Below are 17,499 nucleotides of genomic sequence, written 5' to 3'. Positions count from 1 at the left end.
TACTCCTCGACAGGAAGAATGGCCTTTATCGTGCATCACGGCATCTGGGACGGTACGCTTACTTGAATCTTGAACGCTGCTTTTCCAGGTTCCCATCGACCGAAATGGCAGAAGAACTTTCGCCCTCTAGTGGGTGTTTAAGCATCTGAAGCAGGCTGGAACCAGAATTGGTTATGGCGTCTCCCTCTACCGAATCAATACTGTTCTCCTCGTTACCCCATTGGCGGGCTCCGTGGCACGAGTTCGTCTTCAGCTACGGTACGCAAGCGGTGATCATCGCGATTCTGGTTTGGATTCCCGTTCTGCATCCCGAGATCCTCGAGCGCCCCAAGAAGGACCTCCAACTCGTGGCCTTGGTGGCCACGCCGCCCCCGGTAAATCACGCGCCACAGCGGCAACTGATAAGGCCGGTCCGATTAGCTCAGCTCGATCCTCCGGCGGCGGCACTTCGTTTGCCAGATTCCCGTCCGCAGCCAAAACCTAAGGTCGAAGACGCGCCGCAAGTTCCACTGAAGATGGTCTCCAAGATCGATCCCCTTCCTCTCTCATCTCCGGCACTTCCGCGGCAGATCGTGCGAACCAATGTCTTTTCTACCGGGAGCTCCGCGCCGCAGACCATTGAGCGGCCTCCACAACAAGTACAGACTGGTGGCTTTGGCGATCCGAACGGAATTCCTGCCAAGACGACTCAGACCAGGGCCGTCAACATCGCCGCTGCGGGCGGATTCGATATGCCCGTGGGCCCCGGCAAGGGCAACGGAACCGGCGGCGCGAATGGCGTTCGCGGAGTCGTAGCGAGCACCGGATTCGGCGGCGGCCTCGCCACCGGCGACGCCCGTACTTCTTCTCCTCCGCGATCCGCAGTTCATTCTGCCGGTTTCGGCGACGCCGACGTCCCCGCTCCCCCGACCGTTCAGTCGCGTCCCGCTGCGCAGGCGGCGGCGAAAATCGTTCCCGCAGAAATCCTCTCCAAGCCGCTTCCGATCTACACTGAGGAGGCACGCTCTGAACGCATTGAGGGCGAGGTGCTGCTACAGGTCGTTCTTGAAGCCAGCGGCAGGCTGCGTGTATTGAAGATCGTTCATGGGTTGGGGCATGGTCTGGACGACGCGGCGGTACACGCCGCCGAGCAGATTCGCTTCAAGCCCGCTTTGCAGGACGGCCAGCCTTCGGACTCGACCGTCGTATTGCACATTATTTTTCAGTTGGCGTGAGTTTTCATCGGCGCGATCGGTTCCCAGAAGGTTTTTATGCGAATACTTGGTACGGGCTCCCACGTGGTTGGTCTTGTCTTGGTATGTGTTCTGATCGCTGCCGCTCAGACAGCTGCGCCGGCTCCGGCCCAGCCGGCTCTTGATCCGGCGACCGCACCGGCTGCGGCCCCAGCGCCGGCCATGTCGGCACCCACCGCGCCCGCTCAGAGCCCGGATTCACTTTCCCCGGCCGCCGTCACGCTCAATGATGTTGTCGACCGGGTGGTGCAGCGCGAGCATTTGTTCATGGCGCAGATGCGGCACATGCATCCCATGGTCGAAACTTATCTGCAAGACCTGAAGAACGACAGCGCGGGCAACCCGATCCCGGTCAAAGACCAGTATTTTCTCGGCCGCCTCGATATGACCGATGGCCCCGAGGACACCTCCTTCGTGGGCCAGCCCGGCTTCGGCCATCGCATGCTCACCAAGCTGACCGGCGTCTACTCCCTGCATTTCCTGCCCATGGGCTTCGCTCAAATGGTGGTACTCGACTCCGATTTCCAAAAGAGATATTACAAATTCACCTTCGTGCGCCGCGAATTCCTTGGCGAACTGCGTTGCCTCGTGATCGATGTCCAGCCCAGAGAAGGCGACAAGACCTCGCGCTTCATGGGCAGAATCTGGGTGGAGGACCAGGATTACAACATCGTCCGCTTCAATGGAAGTTATTATCCGCAGCCCAAAATCAACTTCTTCTTCCATTTCGACAGTTGGCGCCTGAACATGCGCCCCGGCACATGGCTGCCCGCCTACGTCTATACCGAAGAATCGAATCTCAAAACCGGGCTCACCAAGAGCCTGAACTTCAAGGCACAGACCCGGCTCTGGGGTTATGACTTGCGAGGCCTGAGCAGGAACGAGGAATTCACCCAGATCCTCGTCGATTCTCCGCAATCCATCAACGACCTGAGCGCCGCCGCTTCCGATGCCACTCCCATCGTTGCCGAGCGCATGTGGGAAAAACAGGCCGAAGAAAATGCCGTCGACCGCCTCCAGAAGATCGGCTTACTTGCGCCTCCCGGCGAAGTCGACAAAGTTCTGGCGACCGTGGTCAACAATCTGCTCGTCACCAACAACATCGACTTGCAGGGAGACTTTCACTGCCGCATTCTTCTCACCTCTCCGCTTGAATCTTTCACCATCGGCCACACTATTGTCATGAGCCGCGGTCTGCTCGATGTCCTTCCCGACGAAGCGTCCCTCGCCATGGTTCTGGCCCATGAACTCAGCCACATCGTTCTCGGCCATCGCTTCGACACTAAGCTCGCCTTCAACGACAAGCTCTTCTTCCCCGACGAAGAATCCTTCCAGCGCCTCGACTTCAAGCACAGCGCCGCGGAGGAAGAAGCCGCCGACACCAAGGCTCTTGAGCTCCTGAAGAACTCCCCGTACAAAGACAAACTGGGAAATGCCGGACTGTTTCTGCGAGCGTTGCAGCAGAAAAGGGCCGAACTCCAGCAGTTAATTCGTCCTCATCTCGGCGACAGCTTTGCCAGTGGAAAGAACAGCGTCCGCATGGCGAGCCTGCTGGCTTCCGCCCCGGCACTCGACGAGAAGAAACTCGATCAGATCGCGGCCCTGCCTTTGGGCGGCCGCATCAAAGTCGATCCCTGGACCGATCAGGTAGAACTCTCCAAAGCCAAACCCGTCGCGTTAACTTCGGCACGCGAGAAAATGGAGTTCGAGATCACACCCTTCTTTCCTTACCTGACCCGGATCTCCGCCGGAGGCGCAGAAAAAATGGCGCTGACCACGAAGTCGCCTTCGCAGGCCGAGCAAAAATAAACTGTTGGCCGGAAATGTTTGTTAAGAAAACAGAGACGGACGCGGAAGGACTCAAGCCTTCTCGCTGGGCAGGCATACAATCCAACTGAGCCGCTCAACTTTTCACGAAACTCACGACTCGCGAACTACTGAATGGCGCTGCCGACTTGCGAAAACACGTTGTTGGCATTGGACCCGATGAGTCGGATCGTGCCCACGACAATCACCAGAATCACAGCCAACATCACTGCGTATTCGGCAATGTCCTGTCCACGCTCATCGTTCCAGAGCTGCTGTAAACGTTTTGCCACGGGCTCCTCTTTCTGGCTGTAACCAAATTCTAGTAGCTACACCCACCCCCCGCCAATGGCACCGAAGTGCCACATCACGTCTCCGCAACCTGTTCTAAGCAATGCTCTTAAGCGGTAGCGCCTGATTCACCGCAAACAGCGCCAGCTCCAGCCGCGTCGAAACCCCCAACTTGTCAAAGATATTGCTGAGATGATGTTTTACGGTATCTTCGCTGATCTTGAAATATTCCGCTATTTCCTTGTTAGAGTACCCGGCCACGACCGCCGAAACGATTTCCAGTTCGCGCGGCGTCAGGCCGAACTTTTTCTGCCGCGCTTCGTCGTGCGAGGACTGCATCAACGTACGCAGATACTGCACCAGATTCGATACGCTCTCCCGCCCTACCCAGTATTCTCCGGCCATCACCGTGTGAATCGCCTTCAGCAGCAGCTGCGTGGCGGAATCTTTCAGCACCACGCCGCGAGCGCCCAACTGTAGCGCCTCCACAATCTGGCTTTTCTCCGCGGCCGCGGTCAGCAAAATTACCCGCACCGGAGTCGCGTTCGCGGGCATACTCAACTCCCGCAAGGCTTCCAGTCCCGGATGTTTCGGCATTGCCAGATCAAGCAGCAAAATGTCGGGTTTCAGTTGCTTGGCCATCTTCACGGCTTCGGCGCCGTCCGACGCTTCCCCCAGAACCTTCAAGTCGGCCTCGGCCTCCAGCAACCGGCGCAAACCATCGCGGAAGATCGGGTGGTCGTCGGCAATCACCAGTCGAACCTGTTGCGCTTTTCTAAAGTTCATGAGGCACTTCCCCGCTCCGCGGCACGCTGATTTCCAGCCGGGTTCCCTGTCCGGGATTCGATTCTACCGTGAGTTGCCCGGCAATCAACCGCACACGTTCCTTGATGATCATAGGCCCTTTCCCCGCCTCTTCCATCTGATCCTGGTTATAACGGCCGGCAAAAGGAAATCCCTTGCCATCGTCTTCCATGGTGAGGCTCCATCGTCCCTGGCTCGACGCCAGACGCACCAGCGCATGCCGCGCTCCGCTGTGTTTTCTCACGTTGACCAATCCTTCCTGCACAATCCGCAGGATCTCGCGACATACCCGTTGCGGCATATCCAGCTCCTCGAGTTCGGTCACGAAGCGCGCGCTGATCCCGGTCTCCCGTTGAAAACGTTCGACCGTATCGTTCAAAACCCCGAGCAGACGCTGCGCATCCACGTCGATCGCTTTCATCTGCTGCATCAGTTCTCGCAACTTAAGCACTTCCTCGCGCAGCAGTCCCTGAATCCGGCCCAATTCAGAACCAATCGGTTTCCCCGCATCGGATTGCCGCCGCAGCACGTCCACCTGCATTTCCACGGCGATCAACGACTGTACCGCTCCGTCGTGAAGTTCCCGCGCAAAGCGCGCGCGCTCCGCCGCTCCAGCCCGCCGCCGCAGCCGGTGCAGAAGATATACGTTGTAGACCGCAGGCCCCACCTGATGGACCAGATCCAGCAGAAAACGCAATTGTTCCTGCTTCTCGCCCCGCCGTGAGGGATTAAACAGGAAGACCCGGCCCCTCCATTCGCTGCCAAATAGAAACGCAACGGTAGCCACAGAATCGAATTTCTGCACCTCCCGCAACTGGGAAAATGGGCCAAGATCCGCCACCGGCACTGCGTGCCCGGTCTCATCCAACGCCAGCGTTTTCCATCGGCCCTCATCCGCTGAGGCGCAACACACGGCCCCGGGAAAATCGTCCAGATAAGTCTTTCCATCTCGCGCGGCCGATTCCAACCAGCGAAATTCCGACGCCACCCGGCCGTCGGGCTCGTCGAGTTCTCCGACAAATACTTTTTGACTGTGCGATTCCTGCGATGCCACCACCACCCGCGAGGCTCCATACATGGCCATGGCTTCGTGAAAGATCTCCTGAATGGTTCCGGTCAGGCCCGCTTCCACCCGTATTCGCGACAGCGTTCCGGTCACTACTGCCTTCTCTGCCCGCAAATGTTTCTGCTGCTCCGCCAGATATCCCAGCATCAAACCCATCACCAGCAGGTAGATCGACAGCATGAACAGCTGTTGCGGACCGAAGGCCGCAGAATTTACCCGCAGCCCAAGCAACGCCCGCCACGTCGCCGCCCGTCCCGGACTCAACCAGCCGTGGATCAGAACAAAGCTCTCAATCCACAGCAAGGCTACTTCGGCCGCAGCCGTCCCCAGCGTTTCCCAAAGCCCCCAACGATAGGCCGCGGCTGCCAGCACGAAGAAAAAAAACAAGAAAAAGGGAGCCCTCGGTCCTTCGGCAAAAATTGAAATCAATGCCGGCCAGGCCACGTCTCCCGCATGCACCAACCAGCGAAAGCCTGCGGTCGACTCCCGCCGCCGCCGGAGCAGCATCAGAATCAGAATTCCATTCGCCAAATAAAAAACAAATAGACCATACGCCGCCCATGAACTCCCCAGTTCGGTGGGGTCCATGCGGATCGCCACCAGCGTTGAGACTGCCAGGAACACCCGGGCAGTCGCCAACCACCTCTCGATCCGACGGGTCTCACCCGGATCGGCGGGAATCCTCAGCCTCCAGGGTTGTCGATAGCGCTCAACGCGAGGATTCACTCGGTTCTATTCTCCACAGGCGTGGCGGGCTCGCTGCATATTATTGGTTAAGAAAGCTTACCGGCAAGTAGATGGCGAAACTCCACATCGCCCAGTGGGTCGCCTATATGGGCTTTAAGATTACTACAGTAATCCTTGCCGCTCCATATTTCAGTCTAGAATGGCCGCAGAGGAGTGTCTTTGAGCAAGCGTTCCCACCTCTGGTTGGCGGCTGTCGCCCTTTTGCTGGCGATATTTGTTTTGTGTGCCGGGTTCCTGCCTCGGTCTTTCGGTCTCACCGCTTTCAGCGACCTCGTCCAATGTGTCTTCTTGATTTCGGGCGCCGTTGCCTTCATCCCTCTGGCGCTTCGTTCCGAGGGACGCATGCGGCTCTTCTGGTCGCTCATTACTTTCGGCATCTGTTTCTGGCTCACGTACCAGCTTTTGTGGACCTACTACGAAGTGTACCTGCGCAGCGACGTACCCGACCTTTTCCCCGGCGACGTCATTCTTTTTTTGCACATCGTTCCCTTCATGGCCGCTTTGGCCCTGCGCCCTCACCTGCCCCGCGACGAATACTCCGCCCGCGTGGGACGCCTCGATTTTGCGCTCCTGCTGATGTGGTGGTTCTATCTCTATGTTCTACTCGTCATACCCTGGCAATACGTCGTGGCCAATCTGGAAGCATATAACCGCGACTTGAACGCGGTTTATTCCGCCGAGGAAGTCGCCTTTCTACTGGCTTTGATTTCGTGTTGCATTCTCAGCAAAGGAGCCTGGAGAAATCTTTACGGCGGCCTGTTTGGCATGAGCCTGTGCTACGCCTCCAGTTCGACGGTGTGCAACTGGGCGATCGCCCACAAGGTCTACTACAGCGGCAGCCTCTACGACATCCCGATGGTCGCGTCGATGGCCTGGCTCACCTGGATTGGCCTGCGCACGAAAGCTCAAAAGCCTACAGCCGACGCCCGCGAGGTTTCCACTCTTTACGGCGTTTGGATCGCCCGCAGCAGCATGATTGCCGTATTTTCGCTGCCTTTATTTGCGGCCTGGGCGCTCGCCGACAATTTTGTTCCCACGCGAGTCCGGGTGTTCCGCCTCACTCTCACTCTAGTCGCGGCATTCTTCATGGGCGTGCTCATCTTCGTCCGCCAGCACTTGCTCGATCGCGAACTCATCCGCCTGCTCAACCTGTCGCGCGAGTCTTTTGACAATTTGACGCGCCTACAGGCGCAAATCCTGCAATCGGAAAAACTGGCGTCGATTGGCCAGTTCGTCGGCGGCGCTGCGCACGAATTGAATAACCCGATCACCGCCATGCTGGGTTATTCCGACATGCTGCTGAGCACGGCGCTCACCGCGGAGCAGCAGCCGCTGGCCAAAAAAATTGGCCAATACGTTCGCCGCACCCGGTCGCTAGTGGCCAGTCTCATCAGCTTTGCCCGTCAGGCGCCTGCTCCCAAGAGCCCGATCGACCTCAATACCTTGGCCCGCACGGCGGTCAAGTTGAGCCAGTCGCAGTGGGAGGCCCTCCAGATCGAGGTCCGCACTCAGTTTGATCCGGCGCTCCCCCGAGTCCTGGGCGATTCCAATCAGTTGCTACAGGTCTGTCTGCAACTCATTGCCAGTTGCCTGCACGCACTTGGTGAATCCGGCGGCGGAGTCCTGAGCGTCGCCACGGAGAGGCAGGACGACGCTGCCGCGCTTGTGATCGAATGCATGGCTACCCCAGCGCCGAATGGCTCAATGGCTCGCGATAATGCTCGCGACAATGAAAATGGGCTGGGCCTAAGCGCCTGCCTGGGAATCTTGCAAGAACATCACGGTCAGATTTCCACCGAACGCCGCGCTGATGGAGCCATCGCGCTTCGCGTGGAAATCCCCGCTGCGGAATCGGTCGCCCCCAGCAGTAAGGACTCTACCGTGCCGGTGCTGTGGCAATCTCAACCGTACGCTTAAGCTGCCCGCACGCAGCATAAATATCCCGCCCGCGCGGACGCCGCACAAAAGCCGGAATCCCAGCCTCGCGCAGAATGTTCTGAAACGCCGTGACCCGCTCCGCATCCGGAGTCGTAAACTCGATCCCCGGCCCCGGATTGAGCGCAATCAGATTCACCTTGCAGCGCATCCCGCGCAGCAACTCGACGACTTCATTCGCATTCTCCGGCGCGTCGTTCACGCCCCCCAGCAGGACATACTCAAACGTGATCCACTCCCGCGGGCGCAGCGGATACTCCCGCGCCGCCGCCATCAGCATCGCCAGATTCCATTTCTTGTTCAGCGGCATCAGCCGCGTGCGTAGCTCATCGTTCGACGCATTCAACGATATCGCCAGCTTCGGGCGAAATTTCTCCAACCCAAAGTCGCGAATGCGCGGCACAATCCCCGCCGTCGACACCGTCATCCGCCGCTCTGCAATGCCAACTTCCTCCGCCAGCAGCCGCGCCGCCTTCACAAAATTGTCGTAATTCAAAAACGGCTCGCCCATCCCCATGAAAACTAGGTTGATGCGATCCTCCGGCGGCGAAACCTTCTGATCCCGAAGCACCGCACAAACCTGCCCCACAATCTCCCCCGCAGTCAGATTTCGCTTCACCCCAAGCAGCGCCGTTAAACAAAACTGACAATCGGCCGCGCATCCGACTTGGCTGGAAATACAAATAGTCGAGCGGCCTGGATTCTGGCCTTGGCGATGCCGACGATCCTCTTCCAGAACATCAGAAGAAAGCGCTTCGGCCCCAGCTTCACTCCCATCCCCCGCTTCCCCGCCGTCCCCCTCCGGCATCCAAACCGTCTCCACACTCTGCCCGTCGGGGAAAGCAATCAGATACCGCACCGTCCCATCCACCGATACAAATCTCTGCTCAATCCGCGGCAGCCCAATCGACACGCCTTTCTCCGCCAGCTTCGTCCGTAGTCCTTGCGGCAAAGTCGATATCTCTTCGATCGACTCGACCCGCTGCCGATAAACCGCCTCCAGCAATTGCTTCCCGCGATAGGAGGGCTCACCCAAGCTCTCGATGAGCGAAGCGAGTTCGGCCCGAGTCGTCCCGAGCAACGCCATTTGCGAGTACTCCGTCATGGAATTAACGCGCTGCGTGACCCTACTTTCCGGCACCATTCTTCTTTCCCGGGACATCGGGCTCCGCTTCGTCTCCGTAAAATGAGAATGCAATCGATATTTCCAGATTTAGTTCAACAAGGTGCGACATCTGTTCAGGCCACAAGGTAGGTCCACCATCTCCATAGCGCGACCACCAGACGCATGACACGTCCATTTTCACCTCGGGCAACTCCTGCAAGCGCAGCAAGGCCTCCTTACTCGGGTAGACAGTATCTATTATCCAATCAATGTGACGCCGCAAGTCCTTTGAGGTGACGACGCCTTCCGACACGAGCAACCAAACGTTGTGCTTTCCCACGCGGGCAATTCCCACGCTATTGACCGGCCCTCTCTCACCCAGGATCGTCACCCTCGTCGGATTCACACCGAGCAACTCGGTGACTTTCTCCGGGTGCACGGCACCGGTGGAAATGCGCAACGTGGCCGCCGTTCTTTCGCAGGTCTGATAGTTGTCATCAATCGGAGTGAGTCGCGATTGAACTGCTCGTGTTTCCTTCATAGATCGGATTCCACCCTAACCCCTTGATTCCAAACCACTAAACTATTCTCGCACACCCGCCGCCCCTATGTCAGAATAGTACACAGCCCCGCGCCGCGTTCCTGAGGGCCTTCCAAGTCATCTATACATGCAGAAATCGATGCCCCAAGAAATCAAAAAAGAAGTTCGCAGCAAAGAAGTCCGCAACATTCGCCGTCAGAAGCTGCCTAACGGACTGACCGTCATCACCGAGCAGATGCAGCACATCCGCTCTGCCTCCATCGGAATCTGGCTGCAGACCGGCTCGCGCGACGAAGACGCCGAATGGAACGGCATCTCCCACTTCCTCGAACACATGGTTTTCAAAGGCACCCAGCACCGCACCGCCGAGGAAATCGCCCGTCAGGTCGACTCCATCGGTGGCAACATGGACGCCTTCACCGCCAAGGAATGCATCTGCTTCAACGTCAAGGTGCTCGACGAACACGTCCCCATCGCGCTCGACATTCTCAGCGACCTGGTGCTCAATCCAACTTTTGATGCCGCCGACATTACGCGCGAACGCGGCGTGATCATGGAAGAAATCAAAATGGACGAAGATAATCCCGATTATCTCGTCCACGAAATCTTCACCCAGAATTTCTGGAAAGATCATCCTCTGGGTAAGCCGATCCTCGGGACCAAAGAAACCGTGAAGCGCTTCGAGCGCGAGCCGGTCGTGAACGCCTACGGCCACCGCTTCGCCCCTGGCAACATCATCGTCTCGGCGGCCGGCAATCTCGATCATGACAAATTCGTCGAACTCGTGACCGGACACTTCGAAAAGATGAAGCCGGTGAAGAACGGCTTTCACTCTTCCGCACCGAAAATTGTCTCCCGCATCATTCTGCGTAATAAGAAAGCGCTCGAACAAGTTCAGCTCTGCATCGGCGTGCCGGCGCATCCCATCGCGCACGAAAAGCGCCACGCCGGCTACATTCTCAACACCCTGCTCGGCGGTGGCATGAGTTCCCGCCTCTTCCAGAACATTCGCGAACGCCAGGGCCTCGCTTACTCCATCTACAGCGATCTCAACCCCTATCGCGACACCGGGTGCCTCGCCGTCTACGCCGGCACCTCGCTGACGTCGGCGTCGAAAGTCGTGCAGTCGGTGGTCAGCGAATTCCGCAAGCTGAAAGCCGAGCCGGTGCCGGAAGAAGAATTGAAGCGCTCGAAAGCCCAGCTCAAAGGCAGCCTGATGCTATCGCTCGAATCGAGCACCGCCCGCATGTCAAACCTGGCGCGCCAGGAAATGTATTTCGACCGCTTCTACGATCTCGACGAGTTGATCGAAAAGATCGAAGCCGTCACCGCCGAAGATCTGACCGAACTGGCCAACGAATTCTTCAAGACCGAATCGGTAGCGGTGACCGCGCTGGGAAATCTGCCGGGATTGAAAATAACGCGCGACCAACTGGCCTGCTGACCCGGGCGGCCCAGGTTATAATGTAAGTCGTTACTGTACGTACAATTTGCTAGTACATTCTTTCAAATCTGCCCTCTCGCGCCAGCTGCCGTCCACCGTCGCTCGAGGATGCCATTTCCTAAGGCGGAAACGGCCCTTAGAACGATGATCTCTCGTGAGGGCAAGGGTAGCATCCTCTTCGCGTAATCTCGCGCTCTAGCGTCGCCCTGAAGCGCTGGACGACTTTTCAACGACTTACGAACTTCTGCGGTTTGGCGGTTCTGCCTTCCAGTCAGAGCGGTTGCGTCGGAGATCCCTCGCTTCGCCTGAAAAACGGCTCCGCTCGGGATGACGTCGCAATTTGATGACTATGGTTCTACTTCCTGTAACTTCCACTCACCCCGCACATCCCATCTGTGCTCGCAGGGAGAACCTGCCGACAAATTCGAACCATCTCCAAGGAGATTCCATGAAAAAGATTTTCAGCAGTCTGCTGCTCACGTGTGTCCTGACCGCAACCTTGTCTGCCTTCGCGCAAGACACAATGAAACAGGACGACATGAAGAAAGACGAGATGAAGCAGGACACCATGAAGCAAGACAACATGAAGAAAGACACCAAGAAGAGCAAGAAGGCCGCCAAGAAAGACGCGATGAAGAACGACAGCATGAAAAAAGACGACATGAAGAAAGATGACATGAAGAAGGACGACTCGATGAAGAAAGACGAGATGAAGCAAAACTAGCCCGCGCAGTCGTGGCGCGGGCGCAAACGCCCGCGTCGCTCATTCCGATCGGTTACCGCAGGCCGTAGCGTTCTGCATACTCCTTACGTAGAAAATTGCTATACCAGTCATCCAGAGACTTAAAGGTTGATCGCACTTCGTATGAGTCTCCATGCAAATTCGCGTATCCTCCTGACAAGGTTTCGACCACGCTTAGGCCAAGCCCGGTGTGGAAGGCAAGCCAATGGGCCGGCATCCCTTTCTGCCATCGGCCCTGATTCACGCTGTCGATGTCATCGCCCAAGTCAACATTCCCAAATGGGCTTAGAACAGTCTCGGACTCAAATAGATCGCCGCCGCCAGTTTCACACCAGAAGGTCTTAAGATCCTGCGGAATATCTAACTTTCGTTCGCGAAGCCACGAATCTAATTTTTCCGGCCGAATCGCGCCAAAGAAACGGAATAAATCGGCTCTGGCCGCCTGATCTTTCTGTAGCTGATCAATCATGAAATAACGCTCACTGCCCCCGCGCGCTTCCATCCTCCACATCCTCATCCACTTCGGCTTCAGACTCCAGAGTCACGTGGCCCGCAGTCGCGGTCTGCATATATTGCCGCAGACATCGCAGGCACGGAACGTATCCCTGCGCCATCGCCTCTTTCGCGGGAATGGTGCGCTCGGTCTCTTTGTTGTGAATGGCCCCGCACCCGGGGGCGTGAAATAATCTCGCACCCTTGGTCACCACGACCAACATGTCCGGAGGAATCCCCTGCCCCGGTTGGCCGTGCTCTGTCTTCAACTCGGGCGTGGCCGTCATCGAATTCGCCACGTGCAATCCGCCGGCAAACAATCCCATCGCCGCCAACGGAACCAGCCAGGTCGACCAGGTCGGCCACCTCCGGCCCGCACGTGCAGTCTGCGCCAGCCGCTTCTCAATGCTCTTCTCCAGCCGCAGGCCATACCCCGCCGGCACCTGGATCGTCAGTTCGTCGATCATGCGCTCGTCGCCATACAGCGCGATCACATTCCGCGTCCCCGCCAGCACTGACGCGCAGCGCTGGCAGGTGCGGAAATGCTCGTCCATGGCCGCACGCAGCCCCGCGTCGACGTCGCCTTCGATGTAATTCGAAATCTCCTTCCACACCAGTTCGCAGTTCGCTTCCCGGTTCACCATGGCTTGTTTCCCTTCTCGAATGGCAGCCGGCTGAACCAGCCCTGCTCCCATCCAGCGGCGAGCAGATCGCGCAACATGAGCCGCGCCCGCAGCAGCCGCGTCTTCACCGACGCCACTGAAATTCCAAGCGCCTCCGCCGTCTCCTGAATATTCAATTGCTCCATATCGCGCAGCACGAACACTTCGCGATATTTGCGGTCGAGCGTGCTCAGCGCCTCGGCCAATTTCCGCCGGACCTCTTTTCGTTCCAGCGATTCGGAGGGAATCTCGCGCCAATCGGCAAAATCCCGCGGCGCATAATCGCCCTCTGCCTCACCATCACGTCGGCCGTCGATGGCTTCCATCACGACAGTTTTCTCCCTTCGCCGCCGCATCAGCGCCTCGTTTACCGTAATCTGAATCAGCCAGGTGCTGAACCGAGCCTCGGCGCGAAATTGGCGGATGTTGGCAAACGCCTTGAGCATCGCCTCTTGCGCCACATCCTCCGCATCCGACTCGTTGCGCAAAATGGCCAGCGCCGCCGCGTAGACGCGCCGCTCATAAGGCCGGATCAGCTCGTAGAACAATTCGTTCTGCCCGCGCTGCACTCGCGCGATCAACTCCTGCTCGCGCGTGATGCCTGCAGGCTGCGGATTGTTCACGACTGGATCGCTCAAGATCATCTCTGGCTCGGGTATGTTTGTCGTCAGTCGTCGGTCGTCAGTCGTCGATCGGCCGTTAGCCAATCGTCGTTGATCGAAGCAGTGTCTTGCTGACGACCGATGACCGACGACCGACGACGATTTCCTCAGTAATCCGGATCCTTCTTCCAACCCGTCAGCATCGACACGAAATTGTTCCAGCCATGCAGCAGGACCATCACCAGATGCCCCAACACAAACCCCAACATCGCCCACATGATCAGGAAATGCCACAGCCGCGCCCAGTGAAATCCGCCCATCAGCCACGCCAGCCAGGAAAACTGCACCGGCTTCCACACCGCCAGTCCGGTCAGCAGCGAGAGTACTCCGAGGCCGATCACGGTCGTGTACGCATGCTTTTGCAGCGGATTGTACGCCTCGGTCGCGACCGGTTTCGGCCCGAAGAAGAAATAATGCTTCACCATCGGCCACACGCCCGGAATATCGCGCCGAGTAAAAAGCACCTGCCGGTAATTCCCGCTGAACACCTGATATCCGAGATAGATCACTCCGGTCGCGATGTAAATCCACATGAACGTCAGGTGCCATTGCAGCGCCCCGCCCAGCCATCCGCCGATGGCGAACGACTTCGGCCAGTTCAACAGATCTTTTTGCGGAATCTTCGCCCCGAAACTGGGGAACGCGCGAAAGATCTGTAACCCGCTGCCGACCATCACGAACAGCGCAATCGCATTCAGCCAGTGGCACACCCGCACCGCCAGGGGATGCTCATAGACCGCGCGACCAACGGTTTCGGTCTCGTCGCCCTTCGTGCGCGTGATTTCAAGAATTGCGCCGCTCATGTTTACCTCCGATTAGGAAACGCTTGTCATCCTGAGCGTAGCCGTCCTTCAGGCCGAGCGAAGGATCTCCGATCTCCCTCTCATCTGATCTCAGCCCGAATCCAATCCGCACCACTACATTCCCATTACAGCCCGTAAAACTCCGAATACCCCTGATCTTCCCAGTATCCAACTTTGTCGAGAACGTTTGTGACTTTCATGTCCGTCAAATACTTCGCTTGCTTGTATCCGACTTTCGTTGGGATATTCAAGCGCAACGGAGCGCCGTGCTCGCGCGGGAGCGGCTGGTCGTACATCTCATAACAAAGCAGCGTTTGCGGATGCAGCGCCGTCGCCATATCCAGCGATTCGTAGTAATCGTCGGCGCAGGCCACCGTCAAAAATCGCGCCGAAGTATCGGCGCCGATCATCGTGAGAAAATCCGAAAGCCGCGCGCCGCCAAAGCTGCCGATCACATCCCAACCCTCCACGCACACATGCCGCGTGTTCTGCCGAATTCGCGGCAAGGCCTGAATCTGATCCATTTTGTAATCGCCGGGCTTCTGCACCAGACCGCTCACCGTCAGACTCCAGTTCTCGAAAATCACGCCGGGATCGTCGATGTCATAACTATTAAGGGGGAATTTTTCCGGCGGCGTGAGCTCCGCTTCGGCAAAAGTCGGCGCGAGATGTCCACGCCGAAACAGCCGCGCCGAAGCCCAGTCGCTGAAGCCCAGCCCTTTCTTGAGCAGCCCTTCCTGAAAACCTGGAATGGCAAATGCCCCCAATGCCAGCACGGGCAAAACCTTCAGCAATTCCCGGCGCGACACCTGCGCAAACCGTCGCTCATCCATGTTAGGAGGGACAATGCCGGGCCGGACCGCGCCAGGACGAACGATGCTGGGCGCAGCAATGACCCTTGGCGGCGCTGCTGCGGGATCGTTCGTTTCAGGCGGCTTCGATTCCTCCGGCTTCGGTTGATCGTCTTCTGGTTCCATGCTCCTCCCGCTGCAGCGTTCCCATAGATGGGATTCAAAAGTTCCCGGAAAGTTACGGTCACGATAGCACGGTCTTCGACTTATGTGGGGTGGACACTCCGTTCGACGAGCTGATTACGTAACGCCGCCGTCCCGGCGGCTGTCGTGCGGGCATCCCACCCGCACAGCGAAAGTAAAATACGCTGTCTAAAGCTTTAAAGATGGTGATGCTGGAATCGCCGAGGGATGAAGACGCCCCTTCGACAAGCTCGGGGCAGGCTCTCGGGACAGCCGGCGGGACGCCGGCTGTACGTAATCAGCTTGTCGAAGGGAGTGTGCGCCCACAGGCCCAAAAATTAAGGGCGGCCGGGGGACTCTTGCGAGTCCAGGACGCCCGGGGTGAAGTCTCTGTGGATTTTGCCGATGATCGCAATAGTCTGGAACTCTCCTCCGGAGCTCGGCATGTTTGCGATTATCGGTATTGTCATCGTCTTCGGCTGCGTGGCCGCCGGCTACCTGATGGAGCACGGCAATCTTAGAGTGCTCGCGCAACCGGCGGAATTGATCATTATCGGTGGCGCCGCCATCGGTACACTTCTGGTCGGAAATCCTCTGCACATTCTCAAAAAGATCGGCGGTGGCATTGGCGGCGTATTCTCCGGGTCGAAGTTCGGCAAGCAGACCTATATCGACGCCCTGAAAATGCTCTACGATCTTCTCAATAAGGCTCGCAAAGATGGCTTGATGGCCCTCGAAGCCGATATCGAAGAGCCGCACAAGAGCCAGGTCTTCAGCAAGAACCCGGCGTTCCTCCAGAATCATCATGTCTGCGATTTCGTTTGCGATTCTCTGCGCATGGCCATTACCGGCATCGACGCCTTCGATCTCGACCAGATGCTCGATCTCGACCTTGAAGTTCACCATGCCAGTTCCGCGCAGCCCACCGCCGCTCTCAGCACCATGGCCGATTCTCTGCCCGGGCTCGGCATTGTCGCCGCGGTACTGGGCGTGGTAATCACCATGGGATCTCTGGGCGGCCCGCCGGAAGAAATCGGACACAAGGTCGCCGCAGCCCTGGTGGGAACATTTCTCGGCATCCTGCTGTGCTACGGATTAGTCGGCCCCATCGCCTCCAACATGACCAAAGCCGCCGAAGAGGAACACGCCTTCCTCTATGTCATGAGGGTTCTCATGGTTTCTTTTTTGAAAGGCACCGCCCCCATCATGGCTGTGGAAATGGCGCGCCGAGCCGTCCCCGGACATGTGCGGCCATCCTTCAAGGAACTTGAACAGGCTTGCCGCGCGGGAGGAGTTGCTGCCGCAGCCGCAGGCGCCGGCGAATAACGCTCGACTGAACAGAGATTCATGGACCACACTCGCCCCATCATCATCGTCAAGAAAAAAAGCGGCCACGGCGGACACCACGGCGGCGCATGGAAGGTAGCCTACGCCGATTTCGTCACGGCGATGATGGCCCTGTTCATCGTGCTCTGGCTGCTCAATGCCAGCAAAGAGGTACAGGTCGCCGTCGGTGGATACTTCAAAGATCCTACCGGCACTTCGAAAAAAGTCGGCTCCAACATGGTCGGCAGCGGAGACAATTTCACTCTCACTCGCGACAACATGCCGAAATTGAAAGACCAGTTGCAGCAGGCCATGAAGCAGATGAACGATTTCGAAAAACTGAAGAGCCACATCGAGATGACGATAACTTCCGAAGGCCTGCGTATCGAACTCTCCGAATCGGCCAGCGGCACCTTTTTTGACAGCGGCAGTGCCAAACTCAAGGGCGATGGCACCGAACTGCTCATCACACTCGCTCAGGAACTCGGCAAACTACCCAACAAACTCTCCATCGAAGGCCACACCGATTCCAAGCCGTACACTTCCTCCAGCTACGACAATTGGGCACTCTCGTCGGATCGCGCCAACGCCGCCCGCCGCGTGATGCAGGCCAATGGAATCGGGCCCAACCAGGTTACACAGGTCCGCGGATTTGCCGATCAGCGTCTGCGCAAGCCTGATGCTCCGCTCGATCCCGCCAACCGCCGCATCTCGCTGATCGTGCAATACATCATGCAGGACCGCGACGCCGAGGATGCCGTGAAGGCTTCCGCCGAGAACGGCGCCGACAGCAAAAAAAATACCGCCGGCGACAAGCCCTCGGCCGCCGGGACGAAACCTGCCGCGAAACCATAGTTCTCGCCGGTT

17 protein-coding genes are annotated in these 17,499 nt (G+C 58.0%); 7 read left to right on the top strand and 10 right to left on the bottom strand.

Annotation, left to right across the window (positions count from 1 at the left end; translation table 11 throughout):
* Positions 1-173: 173 nt before the first annotated feature.
* Entirely contained in the window at positions 174-1,214 is a 1,041-nt protein-coding gene (locus VGM18_18325) for an energy transducer TonB (protein HEY3974969.1), read from the top strand.
* A gap of 36 nt (positions 1,215-1,250) precedes the next feature.
* The gene (locus tag VGM18_18320) at positions 1,251-3,041 is read left to right on the top strand and encodes a M48 family metalloprotease (protein ID HEY3974968.1); all 1,791 of its coding nucleotides are present in this window, start codon (positions 1,251-1,253) and stop codon (positions 3,039-3,041) included.
* Between the two features lie 125 nt (positions 3,042-3,166).
* Here the strand turns inward: VGM18_18320 and VGM18_18315 are convergent, their stop codons facing one another.
* The 3 genes from VGM18_18315 to VGM18_18305 all read right to left on the bottom strand — a co-directional run bounded on the left by VGM18_18315 (position 3,167) and on the right by VGM18_18305 (position 5,925).
* Entirely contained in the window at positions 3,167-3,331 is a 165-nt protein-coding gene (locus VGM18_18315; protein HEY3974967.1) for a hypothetical protein, read from the bottom strand.
* A gap of 94 nt (positions 3,332-3,425) precedes the next feature.
* Positions 3,426-4,115: a response regulator transcription factor gene (locus VGM18_18310; GenBank protein HEY3974966.1), complete on the bottom strand. Its 690-nt coding sequence runs from the start codon at positions 4,113-4,115 to the stop codon at positions 3,426-3,428.
* The gene (locus VGM18_18305; GenBank protein HEY3974965.1) at positions 4,105-5,925 is read right to left on the bottom strand and encodes a histidine kinase; all 1,821 of its coding nucleotides are present in this window, start codon (positions 5,923-5,925) and stop codon (positions 4,105-4,107) included. The genes VGM18_18310 and VGM18_18305 overlap by 11 nt, the downstream gene beginning before the upstream one ends.
* Before the next feature lie 180 nt (positions 5,926-6,105).
* On the opposite strand from VGM18_18305, the gene VGM18_18300 reads away from it, so the two are divergent.
* Positions 6,106-7,863 carry a histidine kinase dimerization/phospho-acceptor domain-containing protein gene (locus tag VGM18_18300; GenBank protein HEY3974964.1) on the top strand — a complete coding sequence of 586 codons (1,758 nt, stop codon included), beginning with the start codon at positions 6,106-6,108 and terminating at the stop codon, positions 7,861-7,863.
* Here the strand turns inward: VGM18_18300 and rlmN are convergent.
* Positions 7,823-8,968 carry a 23S rRNA (adenine(2503)-C(2))-methyltransferase RlmN gene (gene rlmN / locus VGM18_18295; GenBank protein ID HEY3974963.1) on the bottom strand — a complete coding sequence of 382 codons (1,146 nt, stop codon included), beginning with the start codon at positions 8,966-8,968 and terminating at the stop codon, positions 7,823-7,825. The two genes, VGM18_18300 and rlmN, sit on opposite strands and share 41 nt — an antisense overlap.
* Before the next feature lie 40 nt (positions 8,969-9,008).
* Positions 9,009-9,527, bottom strand: a complete 519-nt coding sequence (locus VGM18_18290) for a DUF4279 domain-containing protein (GenBank protein HEY3974962.1) — start codon at positions 9,525-9,527, stop codon at positions 9,009-9,011.
* Positions 9,528-9,666: 139 nt separating this feature from the next.
* Here VGM18_18290 and VGM18_18285 point away from each other — a divergent pair, with 139 nt between their 5' ends.
* Both VGM18_18285 and VGM18_18280 read left to right on the top strand, forming a co-directional pair.
* Positions 9,667-10,971, top strand: coding sequence for a pitrilysin family protein (locus VGM18_18285; GenBank protein ID HEY3974961.1), 1,305 nt, complete (start codon positions 9,667-9,669; stop codon positions 10,969-10,971).
* Between the two features lie 448 nt (positions 10,972-11,419).
* Positions 11,420-11,695 (top strand): pentapeptide MXKDX repeat protein, encoded by a 276-nt coding sequence (locus tag VGM18_18280; GenBank protein ID HEY3974960.1) that lies wholly within the window; start codon positions 11,420-11,422, stop codon positions 11,693-11,695.
* Positions 11,696-11,747: 52 nt separating this feature from the next.
* On the opposite strand, the gene VGM18_18275 is transcribed toward VGM18_18280, so the two are convergent.
* The 5 genes from VGM18_18275 to VGM18_18255 all read right to left on the bottom strand — a co-directional run bounded on the left by VGM18_18275 (position 11,748) and on the right by VGM18_18255 (position 15,309).
* On the bottom strand, positions 11,748-12,215 hold the full coding sequence (locus VGM18_18275; GenBank protein ID HEY3974959.1) for a hypothetical protein: 468 nt from the start codon (positions 12,213-12,215) through the stop codon (positions 11,748-11,750).
* Positions 12,193-12,849, bottom strand: coding sequence for a zf-HC2 domain-containing protein (locus VGM18_18270; GenBank protein HEY3974958.1), 657 nt, complete (start codon positions 12,847-12,849; stop codon positions 12,193-12,195). Before VGM18_18270 ends, VGM18_18275 begins: the two co-directional genes overlap by 23 nt.
* Positions 12,843-13,505 carry a sigma-70 family RNA polymerase sigma factor gene (locus VGM18_18265; protein HEY3974957.1) on the bottom strand — a complete coding sequence of 221 codons (663 nt, stop codon included), beginning with the start codon at positions 13,503-13,505 and terminating at the stop codon, positions 12,843-12,845. Before VGM18_18265 ends, VGM18_18270 begins: the two co-directional genes overlap by 7 nt.
* 131 nt (positions 13,506-13,636) lie before the next feature.
* Positions 13,637-14,332 (bottom strand): cytochrome b/b6 domain-containing protein, encoded by a 696-nt coding sequence (locus VGM18_18260; GenBank protein ID HEY3974956.1) that lies wholly within the window; start codon positions 14,330-14,332, stop codon positions 13,637-13,639.
* 125 nt (positions 14,333-14,457) lie between these two features.
* A complete protein-coding gene (locus tag VGM18_18255; protein HEY3974955.1) occupies positions 14,458-15,309 on the bottom strand; it encodes a molybdopterin-dependent oxidoreductase in 852 nt (283 codons plus the stop codon).
* 402 nt (positions 15,310-15,711) lie between these two features.
* Here VGM18_18255 and motA point away from each other — a divergent pair, with 402 nt between their 5' ends.
* Together motA and VGM18_18245 are read left to right on the top strand one after the other, a co-directional pair.
* The gene (motA, locus tag VGM18_18250; protein HEY3974954.1) at positions 15,712-16,632 is read left to right on the top strand and encodes a flagellar motor stator protein MotA; all 921 of its coding nucleotides are present in this window, start codon (positions 15,712-15,714) and stop codon (positions 16,630-16,632) included.
* Positions 16,633-16,653: 21 nt separating this feature from the next.
* Positions 16,654-17,487, top strand: a complete 834-nt coding sequence (locus VGM18_18245; protein HEY3974953.1) for a flagellar motor protein MotB — start codon at positions 16,654-16,656, stop codon at positions 17,485-17,487.
* Positions 17,488-17,499: the final 12 nt, after the last annotated feature.

The organism is Candidatus Sulfotelmatobacter sp. (assembly GCA_036500765.1).
GTDB lineage: Bacteria > Acidobacteriota > Terriglobia > Terriglobales > Acidobacteriaceae > Sulfotelmatobacter.
The sequence above is the reverse complement of the archived record's forward strand: the minus strand, read 5'-3'. Positions and strand labels throughout refer to the sequence as shown.

Excerpts from the sequence above, each read along its gene's own strand:
- VGM18_18275 (HEY3974959.1), bottom strand. The coding sequence starts at position 12,215 with ATGGAAGCGCGCGGGGGCAGTGAGCGTTATTTCATGATTGATCAGCTA.
- VGM18_18285 (HEY3974961.1), top strand. The coding sequence starts at position 9,667 with ATGCCCCAAGAAATCAAAAAAGAAGTTCGCAGCAAAGAAGTCCGCAAC.
- VGM18_18280 (HEY3974960.1), top strand. The coding sequence starts at position 11,420 with ATGAAAAAGATTTTCAGCAGTCTGCTGCTCACGTGTGTCCTGACCGCA.
- rlmN (HEY3974963.1), bottom strand. The coding sequence starts at position 8,968 with ATGGCGTTGCTCGGGACGACTCGGGCCGAACTCGCTTCGCTCATCGAG.
- VGM18_18320 (HEY3974968.1), top strand. The coding sequence starts at position 1,251 with ATGCGAATACTTGGTACGGGCTCCCACGTGGTTGGTCTTGTCTTGGTA.
- motA (HEY3974954.1), top strand. The coding sequence starts at position 15,712 with ATGATCGCAATAGTCTGGAACTCTCCTCCGGAGCTCGGCATGTTTGCG.
- VGM18_18245 (HEY3974953.1), top strand. The coding sequence starts at position 16,654 with ATGGACCACACTCGCCCCATCATCATCGTCAAGAAAAAAAGCGGCCAC.
- VGM18_18310 (HEY3974966.1), bottom strand. The coding sequence starts at position 4,115 with ATGAACTTTAGAAAAGCGCAACAGGTTCGACTGGTGATTGCCGACGAC.
- VGM18_18255 (HEY3974955.1), bottom strand. The coding sequence starts at position 15,309 with ATGGAACCAGAAGACGATCAACCGAAGCCGGAGGAATCGAAGCCGCCT.
- VGM18_18325 (HEY3974969.1), top strand. The coding sequence starts at position 174 with ATGGCGTCTCCCTCTACCGAATCAATACTGTTCTCCTCGTTACCCCAT.
- VGM18_18260 (HEY3974956.1), bottom strand. The coding sequence starts at position 14,332 with ATGAGCGGCGCAATTCTTGAAATCACGCGCACGAAGGGCGACGAGACC.
- VGM18_18270 (HEY3974958.1), bottom strand. The coding sequence starts at position 12,849 with ATGGTGAACCGGGAAGCGAACTGCGAACTGGTGTGGAAGGAGATTTCG.
- VGM18_18290 (HEY3974962.1), bottom strand. The coding sequence starts at position 9,527 with ATGAAGGAAACACGAGCAGTTCAATCGCGACTCACTCCGATTGATGAC.